The 16,189-nt window shown below is 71.4% G+C and carries 13 protein-coding genes; 11 read left to right on the forward strand and 2 right to left on the reverse strand.

Going from position 1 to position 16,189, the window contains the following annotated elements; translation table 11 throughout:
* The first annotated feature begins 25 nt into the window (after positions 1-25).
* The gene (locus tag ACLJQZ_RS02115) at positions 26-1,165 is read left to right on the forward strand and encodes a dipeptidase (RefSeq protein WP_410618277.1); all 1,140 of its coding nucleotides are present in this window, start codon (positions 26-28) and stop codon (positions 1,163-1,165) included.
* A gap of 46 nt (positions 1,166-1,211) precedes the next feature.
* Positions 1,212-1,670: a lipopolysaccharide assembly LapA domain-containing protein gene (locus ACLJQZ_RS02120; protein WP_410618278.1), complete on the forward strand. Its 459-nt coding sequence runs from the start codon at positions 1,212-1,214 to the stop codon at positions 1,668-1,670.
* Between the two features lie 72 nt (positions 1,671-1,742).
* On the opposite strand, the gene ACLJQZ_RS02125 is transcribed toward ACLJQZ_RS02120, so the two are convergent.
* Complete coding sequence (locus ACLJQZ_RS02125) at positions 1,743-2,564, reverse strand: maleylpyruvate isomerase family mycothiol-dependent enzyme (RefSeq protein ID WP_410618279.1); 822 nt, start codon at positions 2,562-2,564, stop codon at positions 1,743-1,745.
* Between the two features lie 143 nt (positions 2,565-2,707).
* On the opposite strand from ACLJQZ_RS02125, the gene ACLJQZ_RS02130 reads away from it, so the two are divergent.
* Both ACLJQZ_RS02130 and ACLJQZ_RS02135 read left to right on the forward strand, forming a co-directional pair.
* Positions 2,708-3,520, forward strand: a complete 813-nt coding sequence (locus ACLJQZ_RS02130) for an Abi-alpha family protein (RefSeq protein ID WP_410618280.1) — start codon at positions 2,708-2,710, stop codon at positions 3,518-3,520.
* A 3-nt stretch (positions 3,521-3,523) separates the two neighbouring features.
* The gene (locus ACLJQZ_RS02135) at positions 3,524-4,759 is read left to right on the forward strand and encodes a DUF445 domain-containing protein (protein WP_410618281.1); all 1,236 of its coding nucleotides are present in this window, start codon (positions 3,524-3,526) and stop codon (positions 4,757-4,759) included.
* Here ACLJQZ_RS02135 and ACLJQZ_RS02140 read toward each other — a convergent pair.
* A complete protein-coding gene (locus ACLJQZ_RS02140; RefSeq protein WP_410618282.1) occupies positions 4,756-5,115 on the reverse strand; it encodes a winged helix-turn-helix transcriptional regulator in 360 nt (119 codons plus the stop codon). The two genes, ACLJQZ_RS02135 and ACLJQZ_RS02140, sit on opposite strands and share 4 nt — an antisense overlap.
* 112 nt (positions 5,116-5,227) lie before the next feature.
* Here ACLJQZ_RS02140 and ACLJQZ_RS02145 point away from each other — a divergent pair, with 112 nt between their 5' ends.
* From ACLJQZ_RS02145 to ACLJQZ_RS02175, 7 genes are all read left to right on the forward strand, one after another.
* Positions 5,228-6,214 (forward strand): zinc-dependent alcohol dehydrogenase family protein, encoded by a 987-nt coding sequence (locus tag ACLJQZ_RS02145; protein ID WP_410618283.1) that lies wholly within the window; start codon positions 5,228-5,230, stop codon positions 6,212-6,214.
* 108 nt (positions 6,215-6,322) lie between these two features.
* Positions 6,323-9,358, forward strand: a complete 3,036-nt coding sequence (locus ACLJQZ_RS02150; RefSeq protein WP_410618285.1) for a patatin-like protein — start codon at positions 6,323-6,325, stop codon at positions 9,356-9,358.
* 233 nt (positions 9,359-9,591) lie between these two features.
* Positions 9,592-10,101 carry a diaminobutyrate acetyltransferase gene (gene ectA / locus ACLJQZ_RS02155; RefSeq protein WP_410618286.1) on the forward strand — a complete coding sequence of 170 codons (510 nt, stop codon included), beginning with the start codon at positions 9,592-9,594 and terminating at the stop codon, positions 10,099-10,101.
* 15 nt (positions 10,102-10,116) lie between these two features.
* The gene (gene ectB, locus ACLJQZ_RS02160; protein ID WP_410618287.1) at positions 10,117-11,370 is read left to right on the forward strand and encodes a diaminobutyrate--2-oxoglutarate transaminase; all 1,254 of its coding nucleotides are present in this window, start codon (positions 10,117-10,119) and stop codon (positions 11,368-11,370) included.
* An 11-nt stretch (positions 11,371-11,381) separates the two neighbouring features.
* The gene (locus ACLJQZ_RS02165; protein WP_326957169.1) at positions 11,382-11,774 is read left to right on the forward strand and encodes an ectoine synthase; all 393 of its coding nucleotides are present in this window, start codon (positions 11,382-11,384) and stop codon (positions 11,772-11,774) included.
* Between the two features lie 34 nt (positions 11,775-11,808).
* Positions 11,809-12,711 (forward strand): ectoine hydroxylase, encoded by a 903-nt coding sequence (gene thpD / locus ACLJQZ_RS02170; RefSeq protein ID WP_410618288.1) that lies wholly within the window; start codon positions 11,809-11,811, stop codon positions 12,709-12,711.
* A gap of 613 nt (positions 12,712-13,324) precedes the next feature.
* A complete protein-coding gene (locus ACLJQZ_RS02175; RefSeq protein WP_410618289.1) occupies positions 13,325-16,051 on the forward strand; it encodes a BTAD domain-containing putative transcriptional regulator in 2,727 nt (908 codons plus the stop codon).
* The last annotated feature ends 138 nt before the right edge of the window (positions 16,052-16,189 follow it).

Consider the following 16,189-nt stretch of genomic DNA (forward strand, 5'->3'; position numbering starts at 1 on the left):
TACGGCGTCACCCTAGGATCGGGTGATGACTAACGAGGCACTACAGCGTGCTACCGAACTGCTGGACGGGGTCATCCTCGCCGACGGGCACAACGACCTGCCGTGGGAGCTGCGGCAACACGGTGGCGCGAACCCGGTCGAGGCGGTCGCCTCGCTCGACCTGACCGTCCGGCAGCCCGCCCTCCACACCGACTTCCCGAAGCTCGCCGACGGGAAGCTGGGCATGCAGTTCTGGTCGGTGTACGTGCCGTGTGAGTTCGAAGGCCACAGCGCGGTGACCGCCGTGCTGGAGCAGATCGAGGTCGTCCACCAGCTCGCCGAGCGCTACCCCGACCGGCTCCGGCTGGTCGACACCGCCGACGAGGCCGAGGCCGCGTTCGCCGACGGCCGGATCGCGTCGCTGCTCGGCGCCGAAGGCGGCCACAGCATCGCCGAGTCGCTCGGGGTGCTGCGGATCCTGCGCCGCCTCGGCGTCCGGTACATGACGCTGACGCACAACTTCAACACCACATGGGCCGACTCGGGCACCGACGAGCCGGCCCACGGCGGGCTCACCGAGTTCGGCCGCGACGTCGTGCGCGAGATGAACAAGATCGGCATGATGGTCGACCTCTCGCACGTCGCGCCGTCGACGATGCGGGCGGCGATGGAGATCAGCTCGGTGCCGGTGATCTTCAGCCACTCCTCCTGCGTCGCGGTCAACGACCACCCGCGCAACATCCCCGACGACGTCCTCGCGAAGCTGCCCGGCAACGGCGGCGTCGCGATGGTCACCTTCGTGCCCGCGTTCATCTCGCCGAAGGTCGCCGCCTGGGACGAGCAGCTCAAGGCGGCCATGGCCGAGGCCGGACAGGACTACCGCAACCTCACCCAGCGCGGGAAGTTCGTCGCGGAGTGGGACGCGCCGGTCAAGCCGAAGGCGACCGTCGACGACGTCGTCGCGCACGTCGAGCACGCCCGCGAGGTGGCCGGGATCGACCACATCGGCCTCGGCGGCGACTACGACGGCGTCGGCACGCTGCCGGAGGGGCTGGAGGACACGTCCAAGTACCCGGTGTTGTTCGCCGCGCTGCTCGACCGGGGGTGGAGTGACGACGACTGCGCGAAACTGGCCGGGAAGAACACGCTCCGCGTGCTCCGGGACGTCGACGCGTACACCCGTTAGGGGGTTTGACGCAGCGGTCCCCGCGTGCTGGACGGACACTGGAGACATGACGCACGCGCGCGGGGACGCGGCCGGCCACCCCACCGGCTCCGCAGACCACGACCTGCCCGGGAACCTGCCCGGAACCGAGGTGCCGGAAGGCGCGCTGGAGCCCGCCGAGCTGCGCGTCGGCGACGTCCGGCCGGGCCCGGAGGAATCGACGCCGGTGCGCCCGGCACCCACCCGGGCCGGCACGTCGACGACGAGCCGGGTCAAGGGCAAGGCCCGGCCGACGCGGATCAGCGGCACCTGGGTCGCGGTGATCGCCGGCCTGCTCGTGCTGACCGTGCTGCTGGTGTTCATCCTGCAGAACCTCGACCCGGCGACGGTCCACTTCTTCGGCGCCGAAGGCAGCCTGCCGCTGGCCATCGCGATGCTGTTCTCGGCCCTGGGCGGCGCGGCGCTGGTCGCGCTGATCGGCGGCGCCCGCATCCTGCAGCTGCGCAAGCAAGCCCGCCGCCGCTGAGGGCGTCACTTTCGTAGGGAAAGATACGTCCAGGGGCCCTTCAAACGCATCTTTCCCTATGAAAGTGACGTCTCAGACGATGATCGACGTCATTCCGAGGACCACCGCGCAAACGCTTTCGTCCCCTGAGGTCTTCACGCGGCTGACGTCCGGGGTGTTGCGGGTGCAGAGGCGCCAGAACGTGTCCGCGTCCGTCGTCACCGTGGCCAGCGGCGTGCGGGACGGCGGGGCGCCGCGGTCGAGGACCCAGCCGTCACGCTCCGAGCGGGCGTGCCACTTGCCGCCGCCCGCGCCGGTCACCGTGTAGCCGACCTGCTTGCCGACGCGGGCCTCGACGTCGCGCAGGGTGTGCGGCAGCGCCCGGACGAACGTGTCGGCGATCGGCTCGGCGTGCTCGGCCTCCAGCGGCGTGTGCTCCAGGGCCTCGCGCAGCTGCACGTGGTGCACCCAGAACTCCGAATAGTCGCGCGCCGCGTCCAGCCAGCGCGGCGCCGGCGCGTCACCCGCCCAGCTCACCGGCTCACCCAGGACGTCGAGGTCGAGCTTCGCCCAGTAGTCGGTCATCTGGCCCATGAACTCGTACAGCATCGTGAGCAGGACGTCCGTCGAGAGCCGGCGGCAGGCGACGACCCACTCCTCGTTGATCCGGTCGATGAACCGCGGGAACGCCTCGCCGGGACGCGGGCCATCGGCCGAGTGGCCGTCGCGGCCGCGCGAGAGCCGGCCGACCTTGTCGCCCAGCAGGTGGGCCGCGATGTCCTTGACCGACCAGCCGGTGCACATCGTCGGCCGCTCCCAGTCCTCGGGAGTCAGCGCGCCGAGCAGCGTCATCAACGACTGCTCCTCCTTCGCGAAGTACGGGAGGACGTCGATCGGCGGACCCCAAGGATTCATGTCGCACATCATGCGCTGCTGTCCGGGGCTTCGCCCCGAGCCGGGGGCTCCGCCACCCGGGCCCCCGAAGGATGCTGGTCGTCACACCACCATTCGGCCTACTCGCAGGTAGCATCACCGCGTAAGCAGAGGGGAGTCCGCCCGTGAACGCAGAGCGACCGAACGGCCGGGGCACCGGCGACGAGGTGGCCGACCTGGCCCGCCGCGCCGGCCAGCTGGCCGGCTGGGCCGCGCGCACCGGCTTCGCGTTCACCCGCCGGCTGCCCGGCGTGGAGACCGCCGAACGCGGGGTGCGGCAGGTGGAACGCCAGCTGCTGGGCGAGCTGCGGCGCCGGCTCGACGAGGTCGACGACCCGTACCACGCGGCGCTCACCGCGGCGTCCGCGATGAACCGCCCGGCGGCGTCCGGCTCCCGGCCGATCGAAGCCACCGTCACGCTCGTGCCCGCACGCGACAACCACGCCGAGCCGCTGCGTGCCGCGATGGCCGAGCTGCTCAATCACTCCATCGGCTTCGGCCGCGCACGGGCCCGCGAGTACTTCTACGCGATCATCCTGCGCCAGCTGACGCCGGACGAGGCCCGCATCCTGTCGGCGCTGTCGGACGGCTCGCCGTTCCCCGCGATCGACGTCGCCGAGCGCACCAGCCTCGGTGGAGCCGGCCGGCTGGTGCTGCGAAACGCGTCGACCGTCGGCAAGGTCGCCGGGGTCTCGCTGCCCGACCAGGTGCCCGGCTACGTCACGCGGCTGATCGGGCTCGGCCTGGTCGACCTCGACGAAGAGGTGCCGTCGCTGGAGACGCAGTACGAGATCCTGATGACGGACGAGACCGTGCGCGACGCCGAGAAGCACGTCAAGCGCGCGAAGTTCGTCAAACGGACGATCCACGTCTCGCGCCTCGGCGCGGAGTTCTGGCAGGCCTGCGACCCTTCTTTCGACCCACGCAGCCTCGGCTGACCCGTGGGGTCGTTCCTCGCCGGCATCGTCGCCGACTTCGCGCAGCACTGGCCCCTGTACGTCTCGATCCCGATCGTCGCCGCCCTGATCGGCTATGGCACCAAGCTCGTCGCGATCCGGATGATGTTCCAGCCGGTCGAGTTCATCGGCATCAAGCCGTTCTTCGGCTGGCAGGGCATCGTGCCCAAGCGCGCCGCGCGGATGGCGAGCATCGCCTGCGACACGATGACCGAGCAGCTGATCAAGCCGGCCGAGGTCGTCGCGCGCCTCGACGCCGGTCGCATCGCGAAGGAGATCGAGAAACCGCTGCTCGCGGGCGTCGAGGACATCGTGCGCGAGGTCGCCGGGCACTACCAGCCGGGCCTGTGGGAGTCGCTCCCGGTGCGGGTGCAGCAGCTGGTGATCGAGCGCGTCCAGCACGAGTCGCCGCGAATGGTGGCCGCCGTGCTCGACCTGATCAAGTCCGATGTGGACAGTGTGTTCGACCTCAAGGGCATGGTGGTCACCAGCCTGGTCAAGGACAAGCGGCTGCTGAACCGGATCTTCCAGGAGGCCGGCGCGCAGGAGTTCAAGTTCATCGCGCGCTCGGGCCTGGTGTTCGGCGGCGCGATCGGCGTGATCCAGATGATCGCCTGGGTGCTGTTCAAGTTCCCGCTGATCATGCCGGTGTTCGGCCTGTTCACCGGCTGGTTCACCGACTGGCTCGCGCTGCGGATGATCTTCTTCCCGATCGAGCCCAAGAAGTACTTCGGCGTCGAGTGGCAGGGCCTGTTCCTCAAGCGGCGCAAGGAGGTCGCGGAGGCGTACGGCGAGCTGATCGCCAAGGAGATCATCACGCCGCACAACGTCATCGAGGCGATCCTGCACGGCCCGCTGTCCGACCGCGTCCTCGCGCTGATCCAGCGCCAGCTGGACGCGGAGCTCGGCCGGGTCGCGCGGCCGCTGGTGGTGTTCGCCGTGGGCAGCCGCAAGTACCAGGACATGAAGCTCTCGATCGCCGAGCAGATCATGAACCGCCTGCCGGAGACGATGCGCTACATCGAGGACTACGCGACGGACGCGATGGACATCCGCAACGTCCTGGTGACGAAGATGAAGGAGCTGTCCCCGCACGAGTTCGAGCGCCTGCTGCGCCCGGCCTTCGAGCAGGACGAATGGATCCTCATCGCGACGGGCGCGGTACTGGGTTTCGCGGTCGGTGAGGCGCAGGTCCTGCTGCTGGAACACCTGGCGGCTTAGGCGAAGTCGTACGCCTTCCGCGCCTCGGCCACCTTCGAGCGGTGCTTGGCCGCCCACGCCGAAAGTGCGTGCAGTGGCTCGTCCAGCTCCGCCGCGTGGGCCGTCATCGTGTACTCCACCCGGGGCGGGACCTCGGGGTAGACCTTCCGCGTCACCAGGCCGTTGCGCTCCAAGCCGCGCAGCGTCAGGGACAGCATCCGCCGGGAGACGCCGTCGAGCGCACGCTCCAGTTCGCTGAACCGCCGCGGGCCGTCGCCGAGCCGGACGAGGACGCGGACCGCCCACTTGTCGCCCACCAGATCCAGCACCTCGCGCAGGGAGCACGCGTCGGCCGGGGGAGTTTCGCCGTTGTCCATCGCTGTGACCTCGTTCGTAACAGGCGTGTGCCGTCGTACCAGGAAAGTGCCGTCTTCCAGCGCAAACGCATCCGGTCCACGATCGATTCCGAGGCAAGCGAAAGGAATCGGAATGACGAAGACGGTGCGGTTCGCCGCCGAGGGCGGACCGGAAGTTCTGGAACTGACCGACGTCGACCCCGGCGCGCCGGGCCCCGGCGAACTGCGGCTGCGCGTCGAGGCGATCGGGCTCAACCGGGCCGAGGCGATGTTCCGCGCGGGCACGTACTTCGAGCGCCCGGACGAGTTCCCGGCGAAGCTCGGCTACTCGGCGGCCGGGATCGTCGAGGCGCTCGGCGACGGCGTCACGGAGTTCGCCGTCGGGGAGCCGGTCAGCACGGTCGCGGGCTTCTCGATGCGGAACTACGGCGTCTACGGCGAAGCGGCGGTCGTGCCCGCGTCGGCGGTGCTGCGCCGCCCGGAGGGGCTCGACGCGATCGAGACGGTCGCGCTGTGGGGGCCGTTCCTCACCGCGTACGGCGCGATCGTCGACGAAGGACACGTGCGGCCGGGCGACTTCGTGCTGATCACGGCGGCGTCGAGCAGCGTCGGCCTGGCGACGATCGACGTCGTCAACCACCTCGGCGCGATCCCGCTCGCCGCCACGCGCACCGCGGCGAAGAAGCAGCGGCTGCTGGACGCGGGCGCGGCGCACGTGATCGTGACCGACGACGAGGACGTCGTCACCCGCACCCGCGAGGTCACCGCGGGCCACGGCGCGGACTTCGTCTTCGACGCGGTCGCCGGGCCGGGCGTGCGCGCGCTGTCCGACGCGACGGCGAAGGGCGGCACGCTGGTCGTCTACGGCGCGCTCGACGTTCCCGAGACGCCGTTCCCGCTGTGGACCCCGCCGACCATGCGGATGTTCAACGCGTTCGACCTGACCATGAACCCGCAGCGGCTGGTCCGGGCGGGCCACTTCATCCGGGCCGGCGTCCGCGCGGGCACCTTCCGGCCCCGGGTGGACCGGACGTTCGACCTCTTCGACGTCGCCGAGTCGCACCGGTACCTTGAAGCGAACGGCCAGTTCGGCAAGGTGGTGGTCACCGTCGGCGGCTGAGAAGCCGATCAACTCCACCCGAACGGCCGTACACCCACGCGTATCCCGCGCCTAACCTTCCGCCTCTAGTCTGCGTCGGGCAGGGACGAGAACCGGCTTGGGGAGCTCATGGCGGAGCAAGCGGAACCGTGGCAGCAGGAGATCCGCCTGGCCATGACGATGGTCGGTGGCGCCAGCCTCGCCATCTGGATGGGCGGCGTCGCCACCGAGACCTCCCAGCTGCTGCGGGAGTCCCGGGGCGACGCCGAGGCGGGGCTCTACCGTGGGCTGCTGGACCTGCTGCGCGCCACGGTGTCGATCGACGTGCTGACCGGCACCAGCGCCGGCGGGATCAACGCGGCCTGCCTCGGGCTGGCGGAGGCGTTCGGCTCGACGCCGCAGGTGCTGCGCGACACCTGGATCCGGATCGGCTCGCTGGAGAACCTCATCCGCGATCCGGCGGAGGCGCAGCCGCGGTCGGTGCTGGACGGCGACCGCGTGCTGCTCGGTGACCTGGCGCAGGCCCTGCACGAGATCACCGGCCCCGGCACGCCGCCCGCCGAGCCGCCGGACATCACCGTGCTGCTCACCGGCACGATGATCGACGGCGAGACGACCCGGTTCGACGACGCGCTGGGGAACCTGGTGCGCGACACCGAACACCGGATGCTCTTCCGCTTCGAAGGTCCACTGTGGACGGAAGGGGTGCAGGGGCCGCTGGCGCTCGCCGCGCGCGCCACCGCGTCGTTCCCCGGCGCGTTCGAGCTGGCCCGGCTGCCGATCGGCACCGAGGGCACCGACGAGCTGCACCCCGACATGACGGCCTACACCGACCTGACCCGGTCGCACTGGCTGACCGACGGCGGGGTGCTGCTCAACAAGCCGCTGCGGCCGGCGCTGCGGGAGATCTTCGAGCGCCCGTCCCACGCGGACGTCCGGCGGCTGCTGCTCTACGTCGTGCCCACCGGCGAGAAGGACACGACGGCGATCGCCTGCGACCCGGCGGCCCCGCCGTTGCTGGCGAACGCGATGAGCAAGGTCGTCTCCACGGTGATGAGCCAGTCGATCAGCGCCGAGCTGGAGGAGCTGACCCGGCACAACGACGCCGTCGTCCGGACCCGCGACACCCGCGTTTCGCTGGCCGCGCTCGGGCTGCGCGGCGGGCCGGAGGCGCTGATCGACAAGCGGCTGGCCACGGCGTACCTGGACCGGCGGACGGCCGAGGACGCTGCCGAGCTGGTGCAGGTGGCCAGCCGCCGGTACGCACTGTCCGATGTGGACACCGAGGATCGCGAGTGGGCGTCCGGGATGTCGCAGCAGCTGCGCGCGGTCGCCGTCGGCGGGCTCAGCGCCGGCATCCCGCTGGCGCCGCCGTCGACGAGCATGTCCGTGCCCGAGCTGATCGGCTACCGCACGAGCGCGCTCGACGACGCCGTGGCCACCGGGCTGCAGCTGATCAACGCCGGGTTCCGGCTCGGGCCGGACCCCAAGGAGGCCAAGGAGCTCAACGACGCGCGGGCGGGGCTGCACGCGGCGCGCAAGACGTCGGCCCGCGGCGTGCGGCTGGCGCAGTGGATCGCCGCGCACGACGGGCCGGGCGCGAGCAGCACCCTCGAGGTGTGGATCGGCGAGCTCGCCCAGGAGTGGGCCGGGCTCGGCCGGTCGGACGCCGTCGTCGAGGCCTGGCCGCTGGTCGTGGCGGCGTTGCGGGCGGCGACACCGACGTTGCGCACGCTCGCCAACGCGGCCCTGCGGAACGCGACGGCACCGACGTCGCAGGCGCTCGCCAACGGCGCTCTCGAGTCCGCCAACGCGGCCATCGAGACGGCCGACACCGTCTCGGTCCTGCTGGACTGGCTGGCCCTCGAGAACGGCGCCGACAACGTCGTCCAAGCGAGGCTGCTGGGGCTGCACGTCGCGACGCGCGGGCTGCTCGCGCAGGCGCCGTCGGTCGACCAGCGCGTCGAGCTCGTGCAGGTCAGCGCCGATTCCCGGACTTTGCTGGACCTCAAGCGGCGCCGGTCGGGGGACAAGCTGACCGGGATGCAGGCCGACGACTTCGGCGCGTTCTACAAGGCGTCCTGGCGGGCCAGCGACTGGATGTGGGGGCGCGTCGACGGCGCCGGCTGGCTGGTCCAGTGCCTGCTCGACCCGGCCCGGCTGGCGACGCTGCGCGACCTGATCGGGCCCGAGGCGTTCCGCGCCGAGTTCGTCGCGGCGCTGGGCCCGCTCTGGCGCGAGCCGGACCCCGCCGACAACGCCGAGCCGGCCGAGCTGCGGCAGCTCAAGGACCAGCTGAGCGCCGAACTGGCGTTCCTCGGGCTGGACTGCGCGCTGAAGCCGGTCGCGAAGTTCTCGGACGACCCGCCGATCAGCATGCCGGTGACGGCCATGGTGCTCGCGCGGACGCGGCAGGCGCAGATCGCCGCGGAGGAGCTGCCGGTGGTCGCCGAGCAGGCCCAAGCCGACGTCGAGGTCGGCGGCTGCAGCGGCGCGGCGTCGGCGGCGTTCCGGGCGCGGAGCGCACGGCCGATCGGCGACGCGGACACCGCCCAGCGCGTCTTCCAGGCCTGCCAGGTCTCGGCGGAGAAGCTCGCCGGCGAGCAGGGCACGCCGCAGCTGACGCGGACCCTGGTCAAGCTCGGCGCGGCCGTGGTCAACGCCGGCACCGTCGCGTTCCGGCTCCCCGGCGGCTGGCCGAAGACGGTGGCGGGCATCCTGCGGACGGTGGCCCGCAGCTCGGCGAAGGTCTCGCAGAGCGCGTCCAAGCTGGGCACGCTCGGCTCGCTCGCGGCGGGCGTGCTGGCGCTGCTGGCCGGCCTGGTCATCGGCGACAGCAGCGGCGCGATCCTGCAGTGGATCGGCCTCCCGGTGCTGGCCGGCGCGGTCGTCTACCTGGCGACGGCCCTGCTCACGATGGGCCGCACGCCACGCCGGCTGGTCGGGGTACTCGGCGCTCTGGTGGTGGCGGCGCTGCTGCTGGCGGCGTTCCTGCCTCCGATCGCGAGGCCGTTCTTCGGCTGGCTCGGCAACGTGGTGGCCGGCTGGCGCCGCGGCGACGGCGCGGTGTGGTGGCTGGTGGTCTCCGGCCTGCTGATCCTCCCGGCGGCGGTGATGCCGGTCAGCGGCGCCTGGCGACGTCTCCGCCACCGCCGTCGCCCCTGAGAAGACCCGGGCGGATTCGGCCCGGCGCCTTGCGATCTTCGGCCCGAGGGTTCATGGTGCGGGTAGGTCACGGACAACGAGGACGCGACCTGAGCTGCCGTGTGCCCCGGAACTTCTTCGGCCAAACACGTTTGTGGGCCTCCTCACCGGGTACTCCACGTCGCCGCAGGTCATCGCGGGGTCGTGAGCTGCGTCGCTGGCGGGCGGAAAATTCTCTGTTACGTTTCCTGAGTATGTCCGTAACGCACTTGATCGAATCGCCGACCAAGGCGGACGGCGCGGAGCTGTGGCGAATCGCGCGTGATTCCGCCAAGCTCGATCTCAACTCGCCGTACGCATACATGCTGTGGTGCCGCGATTTCGCCGAGACATCGGTGGTCGCGCGCGAGGACGGCAAGGCGGTCGGATTCGTCATCGCCTACCGCCGGCCCGACGAGCCCGAGGCCGCGCTCGTCTGGCAGGTCGCGGTCGACGCGTCGCAACGAGGGAAGGGCCTGGCCGGGGCCCTGCTCGACGCGTTGTACACGCGCCTGGTCGGCGCGGGGGTGCGCTACCTCGAGACCACCATCACCCCGGACAACGAAGCGTCCATCGGGCTGTTCACGTCGTTCGCGAAGCGCTGGAACACCGCGATGGAAACCAGCGTGCTGTTCGGCGGGGACGAATTCCCCGAAGCCGGGCACCTGGCCGAAGAGCTTTACCGCATCGGTCCGCTATCGGTACGCACAGATCCGGGCGAGTAGGAGAAAAGAAACGTCATGAGCATCTTCGAAGAGCTCGAATCCGAAGTACGCAGCTACAGCCGCGGCTGGCCCGTCGTGTTCGACCGCGCGCAGGGGAGCTGGCTCCACGACGAAAGCGGCAAGCCGTACCTGGACTTCTTCGCCGGGGCCGGGGCGCTCAACTACGGGCACAACAACCCGGTGCTGAAGCAGGCCCTGATCGACTACATCCAGCGTGACGGCGTTACGCACGCGCTGGACATGTACACCGTGGCCAAGCGCGACTTCCTGCAGACCTTCCGCGACCGGATCCTCGACCCGCGCAACCTGAACCACAAGGTCGTGTTCCCGGGTCCGGGTGGCGCGAACGCCGTCGAAGCCGCGCTGAAGCTCGCGCGGAAGGTGACCGGCAAGGAGTCGGTCATCAACTTCACCAACGCCTTCCACGGCATGACGCTCGGCGCGCTGTCGGTCACCGGCAACTCGATGAAGCGCGGCGCCGCGGGCATCCCGCTGGTGCACGCCACGCCGATGCCGTACGACCGGTACTTCGACGGCGCCATGCCGGACTTCCTGTACTTCGAGAAGCTGCTCGAAGACTCCGGCAGCGGGCTCAACGAGCCGGCCGCGGTGATCGTCGAAGGCGTCCAGGGCGAGGGCGGCATCAACGCCGCGCGCCTGGAGTGGCTGAAGGGTCTCGACGACCTCTGCAAGCGCCACAACATCCTGCTGATCCTCGACGACGTCCAGATGGGCTGCGGCCGCACCGGCCCGTTCTTCAGCTTCGAGGACGCCGGGATCTCGCCGGACATCGTCTGCCTGTCGAAGTCCATCAGCGGCTACGGCCTGCCGATGGCGCTGACGCTGATCAAGCCGGAGCTCGACGTCTGGGAGCCCGGCGAGCACAACGGCACCTTCCGCGGCATCAGCCCGGCGTTCGTCACCGCCACCGAGGCGATCAACACCTACTGGCGCGACGACGAGCTGGAGAAGTCGACCAAGGCCAACGGGGAGCGCATCGCCACCGCGTTCTCCGGGCTCGTCGAGGCCTACCCGGACGCGAAGCTGTTCGCCAAGGGCCGGGGCCTCGCGCGCGGGCTCGAGTTCGAGAACGGCGACCTGGCCGGGCGCGTCTGCGCCGAAGCCTTCGCCCGCGGCCTGCTCATGGAGACGTCCGGTCCGGACGGCGAAGTCATGAAGCTGCTGCCGCCCCTGACCCTGACCGACGACGAGCTGACGCAGGGTCTGTCCATCATCGACGAGTCCGTCAAGGCCGTCCTGACCAAGTAGAGGAGTACGACGTGCTCGTTCGCACGCTCGACGAGGTGACCGACACCGACGCCGACATCAAGACCCCCAACTGGCGCAGCAAGCGCATCATCCTGGCGAAGGAGGGTGTCGGCTTCTCGGTGCACGAGACCACGCTCTACGCCGGGACCGTCAACGACTTCTGGTACGCGAACCACATCGAGGCCGTGTTCATCACCTCGGGCGAGGGTGAGGTCGAGGACCTCGCCACCGGCAAGGTGCACGAGCTCAAGCCCGGCACGCTGTACCTGCTCAACGACCACGACAAGCACCAGGTCCGGCCGCGGACCGAGATCAAGTGCGTGTGCGTGTTCAACCCCCCGGTGACCGGCCGCGAGGTGCACGACGAAAACGGCGTGTACCCGCTGATCACCGAGGAAGCGTAAGAGAACCGGAGCGGCAACACCGGAGGCGAAGCCCGTGACGCTGATGGACACCCGGGTCGACGACGGCTACCCGACCCGGATCACCGGTACGCCGGAGCACCTGCCGCGCGTGCACCCCACCGTGTGGGGTACCGAAGCCGATGGTCCGATCGACGCCGCGACCCTGGCGAACCACGAGGCCCGCGGCTACACGGTGGACGACGACCTGCTCTCGGTCGGCGAGGTCCAGACGTACTGGCATGAGCTGGTGCGGCTGTCCTCGAACCGGGAGCCGGCGCGGGACGAGCGCGTGATCACCGAGGCGCGGACCGGCGAGGTCCGGTCGATCTTCGCCGTCCACGACATCTCGGACCTGATTTCGGAGCTGGTGCGCGACCCGCGCGTGCTGGACCGGGCCCGTCAGCTGCTCGGCTCCGACGTCTACCTCCACCAGAGCCGGGTGAACTACATGCCCGGGTTCAAGGGCACCGGGTTCTACTGGCACTCGGACTTCGAAACCTGGCACGCGGAGGACGGCATGCCGGCCCCGCGCGCGGTCAGCTGCTCCATCGCGCTGACCGACAACTACCCGTTCAACGGCGGCCTGATGATCATGCCGGGCTCGCACCGGACGTTCGTCCAGTGCGCCGGCGAGACGCCGGCCGAGAACTACAAGGCCTCGCTCGAGGACCAGCGGGTGGGCGTGCCGACCGAGGACGACATCACCAGGATGGCGGCCGAGCACGGCATCGACCAGTTCACCGGCCAGGCCGGGTCGGCCCTGTGGTTCGACGCGAACGTCATGCACGGCTCGGGGAACAACATCACGCCGTACCCGCGCTCGAACATCTTCCTGGTGTTCAACAGCGTGGAGAACGCCTTGACCGAGCCGTACGCCGCGAGCCGGCCGCGCCCGGCGTTCATCGCCGGCCGCGACACGACGTCGATCTCGCGCTGACGCGCACCCGGAGCGGCCAACATGACGACCGGAGCGGCCAACACGCGAAGCGGTGGGACACCCGCCGGCGTGTTGGCCGCTCCGGCTCGTGTGTTGGCCGCTCCGGTCGGTGTGTTGGCCATTCCGGTTGGCGTGTTGGCCGCTTTCGGCGTGTGTGTCGGCTTTTCGGGGCCGGTGCGGAGAATTCACGTCGGCCCGGCGGTGACTGATCCGGTGCGCTTTGTTACCGTGTCGCCACCGCGCGGGCGTGTGGCTCGCGCGAGAAACGTCTTCGCGGACGACCGGCGGGTGCTTCGCTCGGGGTGAGCAGACCCCACCCGGTCGCTCACGGCGACGACGGGCGGACCGCGCCCCCTGGCGGCCCGGCCGGACGCAGTGCGCACGACCCCGCACCAGCGGATCGGGACCGATGGTGCGGGGTCGTGTTGCGTCCGGAGGAAGTCGTAGCCGCTCGCGCCGCGGCAGCGGAATCCGCAGAGTGACGAAGTTCCTGGTGACCGGCCTGTGGCCGTCCCGACTGGGTGGTACAGGTCCGCCTGCCGTCACGGTAAGTTGGATTTTCCGACGAGGGAGACGTCGGACAACCGTGATCCCCGGGGAGGTGGGCGCGAGCGTGGCCGAAACCCGCTTCCAGCTGCTCGGGCCCGTCCAGCTCTTCGCCGGCGACGTCCCGGTGCCCATCGGCGGTCCCGGCGTCCGCGGGCTGCTCGCGCTGCTGGCCCTCCAGCCCGGCAAGGTCGTCGCGCTCGACGACATCATCGACGCGCTCTGGGGTCACGACCCGCCCGCGACGGCCCGGACCATCATCCACGGCAACGTCTCCCACCTGCGGCGCGTCCTGCGGGACATCGAGAGCGACGCCGCCATCCTCACCAGCCCGCCCGGCTACCGGCTGGTGGCCGAGCCCGGGCAGATCGACGCCCACCGGGCGCGCACGCTGCTGGACCGCGCGTCCGTGGCGAACCCCGAAACGGCGGCCGCGCTACTGGCCGAGGCGCTCGCGTTGTGGCAGGGCCCGGTGCTCGGCGGGGTGCCCGAGTCCGTGCGGGCGCCCGAGCTGGCGGAGCTGCGCCGGGCCGTGCACGGCGCCCGCGTCGACGCGGACCTGAACCTGGGCCGGCACGCCGAGCTGATCGTCGAACTGAGCCCGCTCGCCGATCCCCTGGAGGAGCGGACCGCGGGCCGGCTGATGCGGGCGCTCTACCACGCCGGGCGCCGCGGGGACGCGCTCGAGCTGTACCGGACCGTCTCCCGCGCCACCGTCGGCACCCTGGGCGTCGAACCCGGTGCCGAGCTGCGCTGGCTCCACGAGCGCGTGCTCAACGACGACCTCCCGGCGCCGGCGGAAGGGCCCGCGAAGGCGATTTCCCAGCTGCCCGCCGCGGTGCCGAGCCTGGCCGGGCGCGCCGGCGAACTCGACTGGCTCGACGCGCTGGTCACCCGCGTCGAGGCCGGGGAGACCACGATCGCCGTGGTCACCGGGACCGCCGGCGTCGGCAAGAGCACGCTGGTCGTCTGGTGGGCCCACCGCGTCGCGCCGCGGTTCCCGGACGGCGTCCTGTTCGCCTCGCTGCGCGGCTTCGACCCGCACCACCCGCCGCTGGAGCCCGCCGAGCTGCTGACGCAGTTCCTGCTCGGCCTCGGCGTCGAAACCGCGCAGGTCCCGGAGCTGCTGCACGAGCGCGTCGCGCTGTACCGGTCGCTGATCGCCGGGCGCCGGATGCTCGTGCTGCTCGACGACGCCCGCACGGCCGAGCAGGTGCGCCCGCTCCTGCCGCCGAGCGCGCGCACGATGACCGTGGTGACGAGCCGGTCGCGCCTCGACGGGCTCGCCGTGTCGAACGCGGCCAAGCAGCGCGTGCTCGGCACGCTGGCCCCCGGCGACGCCGTCCGGCTGATCGAGGAGCTGGCCGGCCCGGCCGAGCACAACCACACGCTGGCGCGGCTCTGCGGTTACCTCCCGCTCGCGCTGCGGATCGCCGGCGCCCGGCTGTCGGCGAGCCCGCAGCGCACCGCGGCGGAGCTCGTCGACGAGCTCGGCAACGAGCGCACGCGGCTGGCCGGGCTGCAGGTCGACGGCGCCGAGGACGGGGTGCGCGCGGCCTTCGACGTCTCCTTCCGCGGCCTGCCCGGCGAGATCGCCGAGACGTTCCTGCAGCTGGGCGGGGTGCCCGGGGTGATGGTCGGGCCGCACCTGATGGCCGCCGTCGCGCAGATCCCGGTGGCCGAGGCCCGCCGCCGGTTGCGGGCGCTGGCCGCGCACAACCTCATCGAAGAGACCGCCCGCGACGTCTTCGCCCCGCACGACCTCGTCTGGCTCTACCTGCGCGAGCTGGCGGAGCAGGAGCTCGACGAGAAGGAGCGCGACGAGACGCTCGGCTGGACGGTCCGCTACTACCAGGCGGTGGCCGACCGGGCGCGGCGCCGGCTCGCCCGTGTCGTCGATCCGCTCGACTACGCCGGCGTGCTGGCCGAAGACGTGATGCCGCCGCTGCCGGGCTTCGCCGAGGCGCAGGACTGGTTCGCGGCCGAGTGGCCGAACCTGCTGGCGGTACTCGACGCCGCGTACGCCGCGGGCCGCTACGACGACGTCTGGCGGCTGGCCCTGCTCGGGCACACCTACCGCGTCGCGTGCCCGCTGCTCGACGAGTGGACGCGGATGGCCGAGCTCGGCGTCGCCGCCGCCGTGGCCGCGGGGGACGTCGCCGGGCAGTGCTGGCTGCGGCTCACCCGGTGCGAGATCGCGCTGACCTTCGAGCTGCCGGGGGCCGGGCTCGCCGACGCCGAGCGGGCGCGGGAGCTGGCCGCCGGGCTCGCCGACGACCGGCTCGCCACCGCGGCCGACCTGCAGCTCGGCCGCGCCCTGAGCCGGCTCGGCGAGCACGACCGGGCCGTCGAGCGGCTGCGCACGGTCGTCGCGGCGGCCGACGGCGATCCCGTGCTGCTCGGGCAGGCGCTCAGCAGCTGCGCGGCCGCGGAGCAGCGGGCGGGCCGCTTCCCCGACGCGATCGCCCACCAGCTCGCCGCGCTGCGGATCGACCGAGAACTGGGCGACGACGACCGGGTCGTCGCCTCGCTGGACGACCTGGCCGCGCTGAGCCTGCGGGCCGGGGACCAGCCGGCCGCCGAGCGCTACGTCCGCGAGGCGATCGACCTCGCGATCAGCCGGGAGTTCGTCGCGCGCGAAGGCGCGTTGCGGCTGACCCTGGGCCGGGTCCTGCGGGCGAAAGGCGATCCGGCCGGCGCCCGTGAGCAGCTCGCGATGTCCGTGCGCATTCACGAACGCGTCCACCCGAAGCTCGTCGGCGAAGTCCGCGCCGAACTCGCTGAACTGCAGTGACGATTCGGCCGGCTGTTGCGAACGGGTCACGGCCGCCCGGCGACCGGAGAATCCTTAGTGGATTCTTAGTGCCCGCGTCCGCCGTCCGCGTAGGTTCGGCGGTGCCGGTGGAGCCCTGGGGAGGGGCAGGCTGGGAAG

The organism is Amycolatopsis sp. cmx-8-4, assembly GCF_046548675.1.
Lineage (GTDB): Bacteria > Actinomycetota > Actinomycetes > Mycobacteriales > Pseudonocardiaceae > Amycolatopsis.

Excerpts from the sequence above, each read along its gene's own strand:
- ectA (WP_410618286.1), top strand. The coding sequence starts at position 9,592 with ATGTCCGTAACGCACTTGATCGAATCGCCGACCAAGGCGGACGGCGCG.
- ACLJQZ_RS02150 (WP_410618285.1), top strand. The coding sequence starts at position 6,323 with ATGGCGGAGCAAGCGGAACCGTGGCAGCAGGAGATCCGCCTGGCCATG.
- ACLJQZ_RS02140 (WP_410618282.1), bottom strand. The coding sequence starts at position 5,115 with ATGGACAACGGCGAAACTCCCCCGGCCGACGCGTGCTCCCTGCGCGAG.
- ectB (WP_410618287.1), top strand. The coding sequence starts at position 10,117 with ATGAGCATCTTCGAAGAGCTCGAATCCGAAGTACGCAGCTACAGCCGC.
- ACLJQZ_RS02145 (WP_410618283.1), top strand. The coding sequence starts at position 5,228 with ATGACGAAGACGGTGCGGTTCGCCGCCGAGGGCGGACCGGAAGTTCTG.
- ACLJQZ_RS02120 (WP_410618278.1), top strand. The coding sequence starts at position 1,212 with ATGACGCACGCGCGCGGGGACGCGGCCGGCCACCCCACCGGCTCCGCA.
- ACLJQZ_RS02115 (WP_410618277.1), top strand. The coding sequence starts at position 26 with ATGACTAACGAGGCACTACAGCGTGCTACCGAACTGCTGGACGGGGTC.
- ACLJQZ_RS02125 (WP_410618279.1), bottom strand. The coding sequence starts at position 2,564 with ATGAATCCTTGGGGTCCGCCGATCGACGTCCTCCCGTACTTCGCGAAG.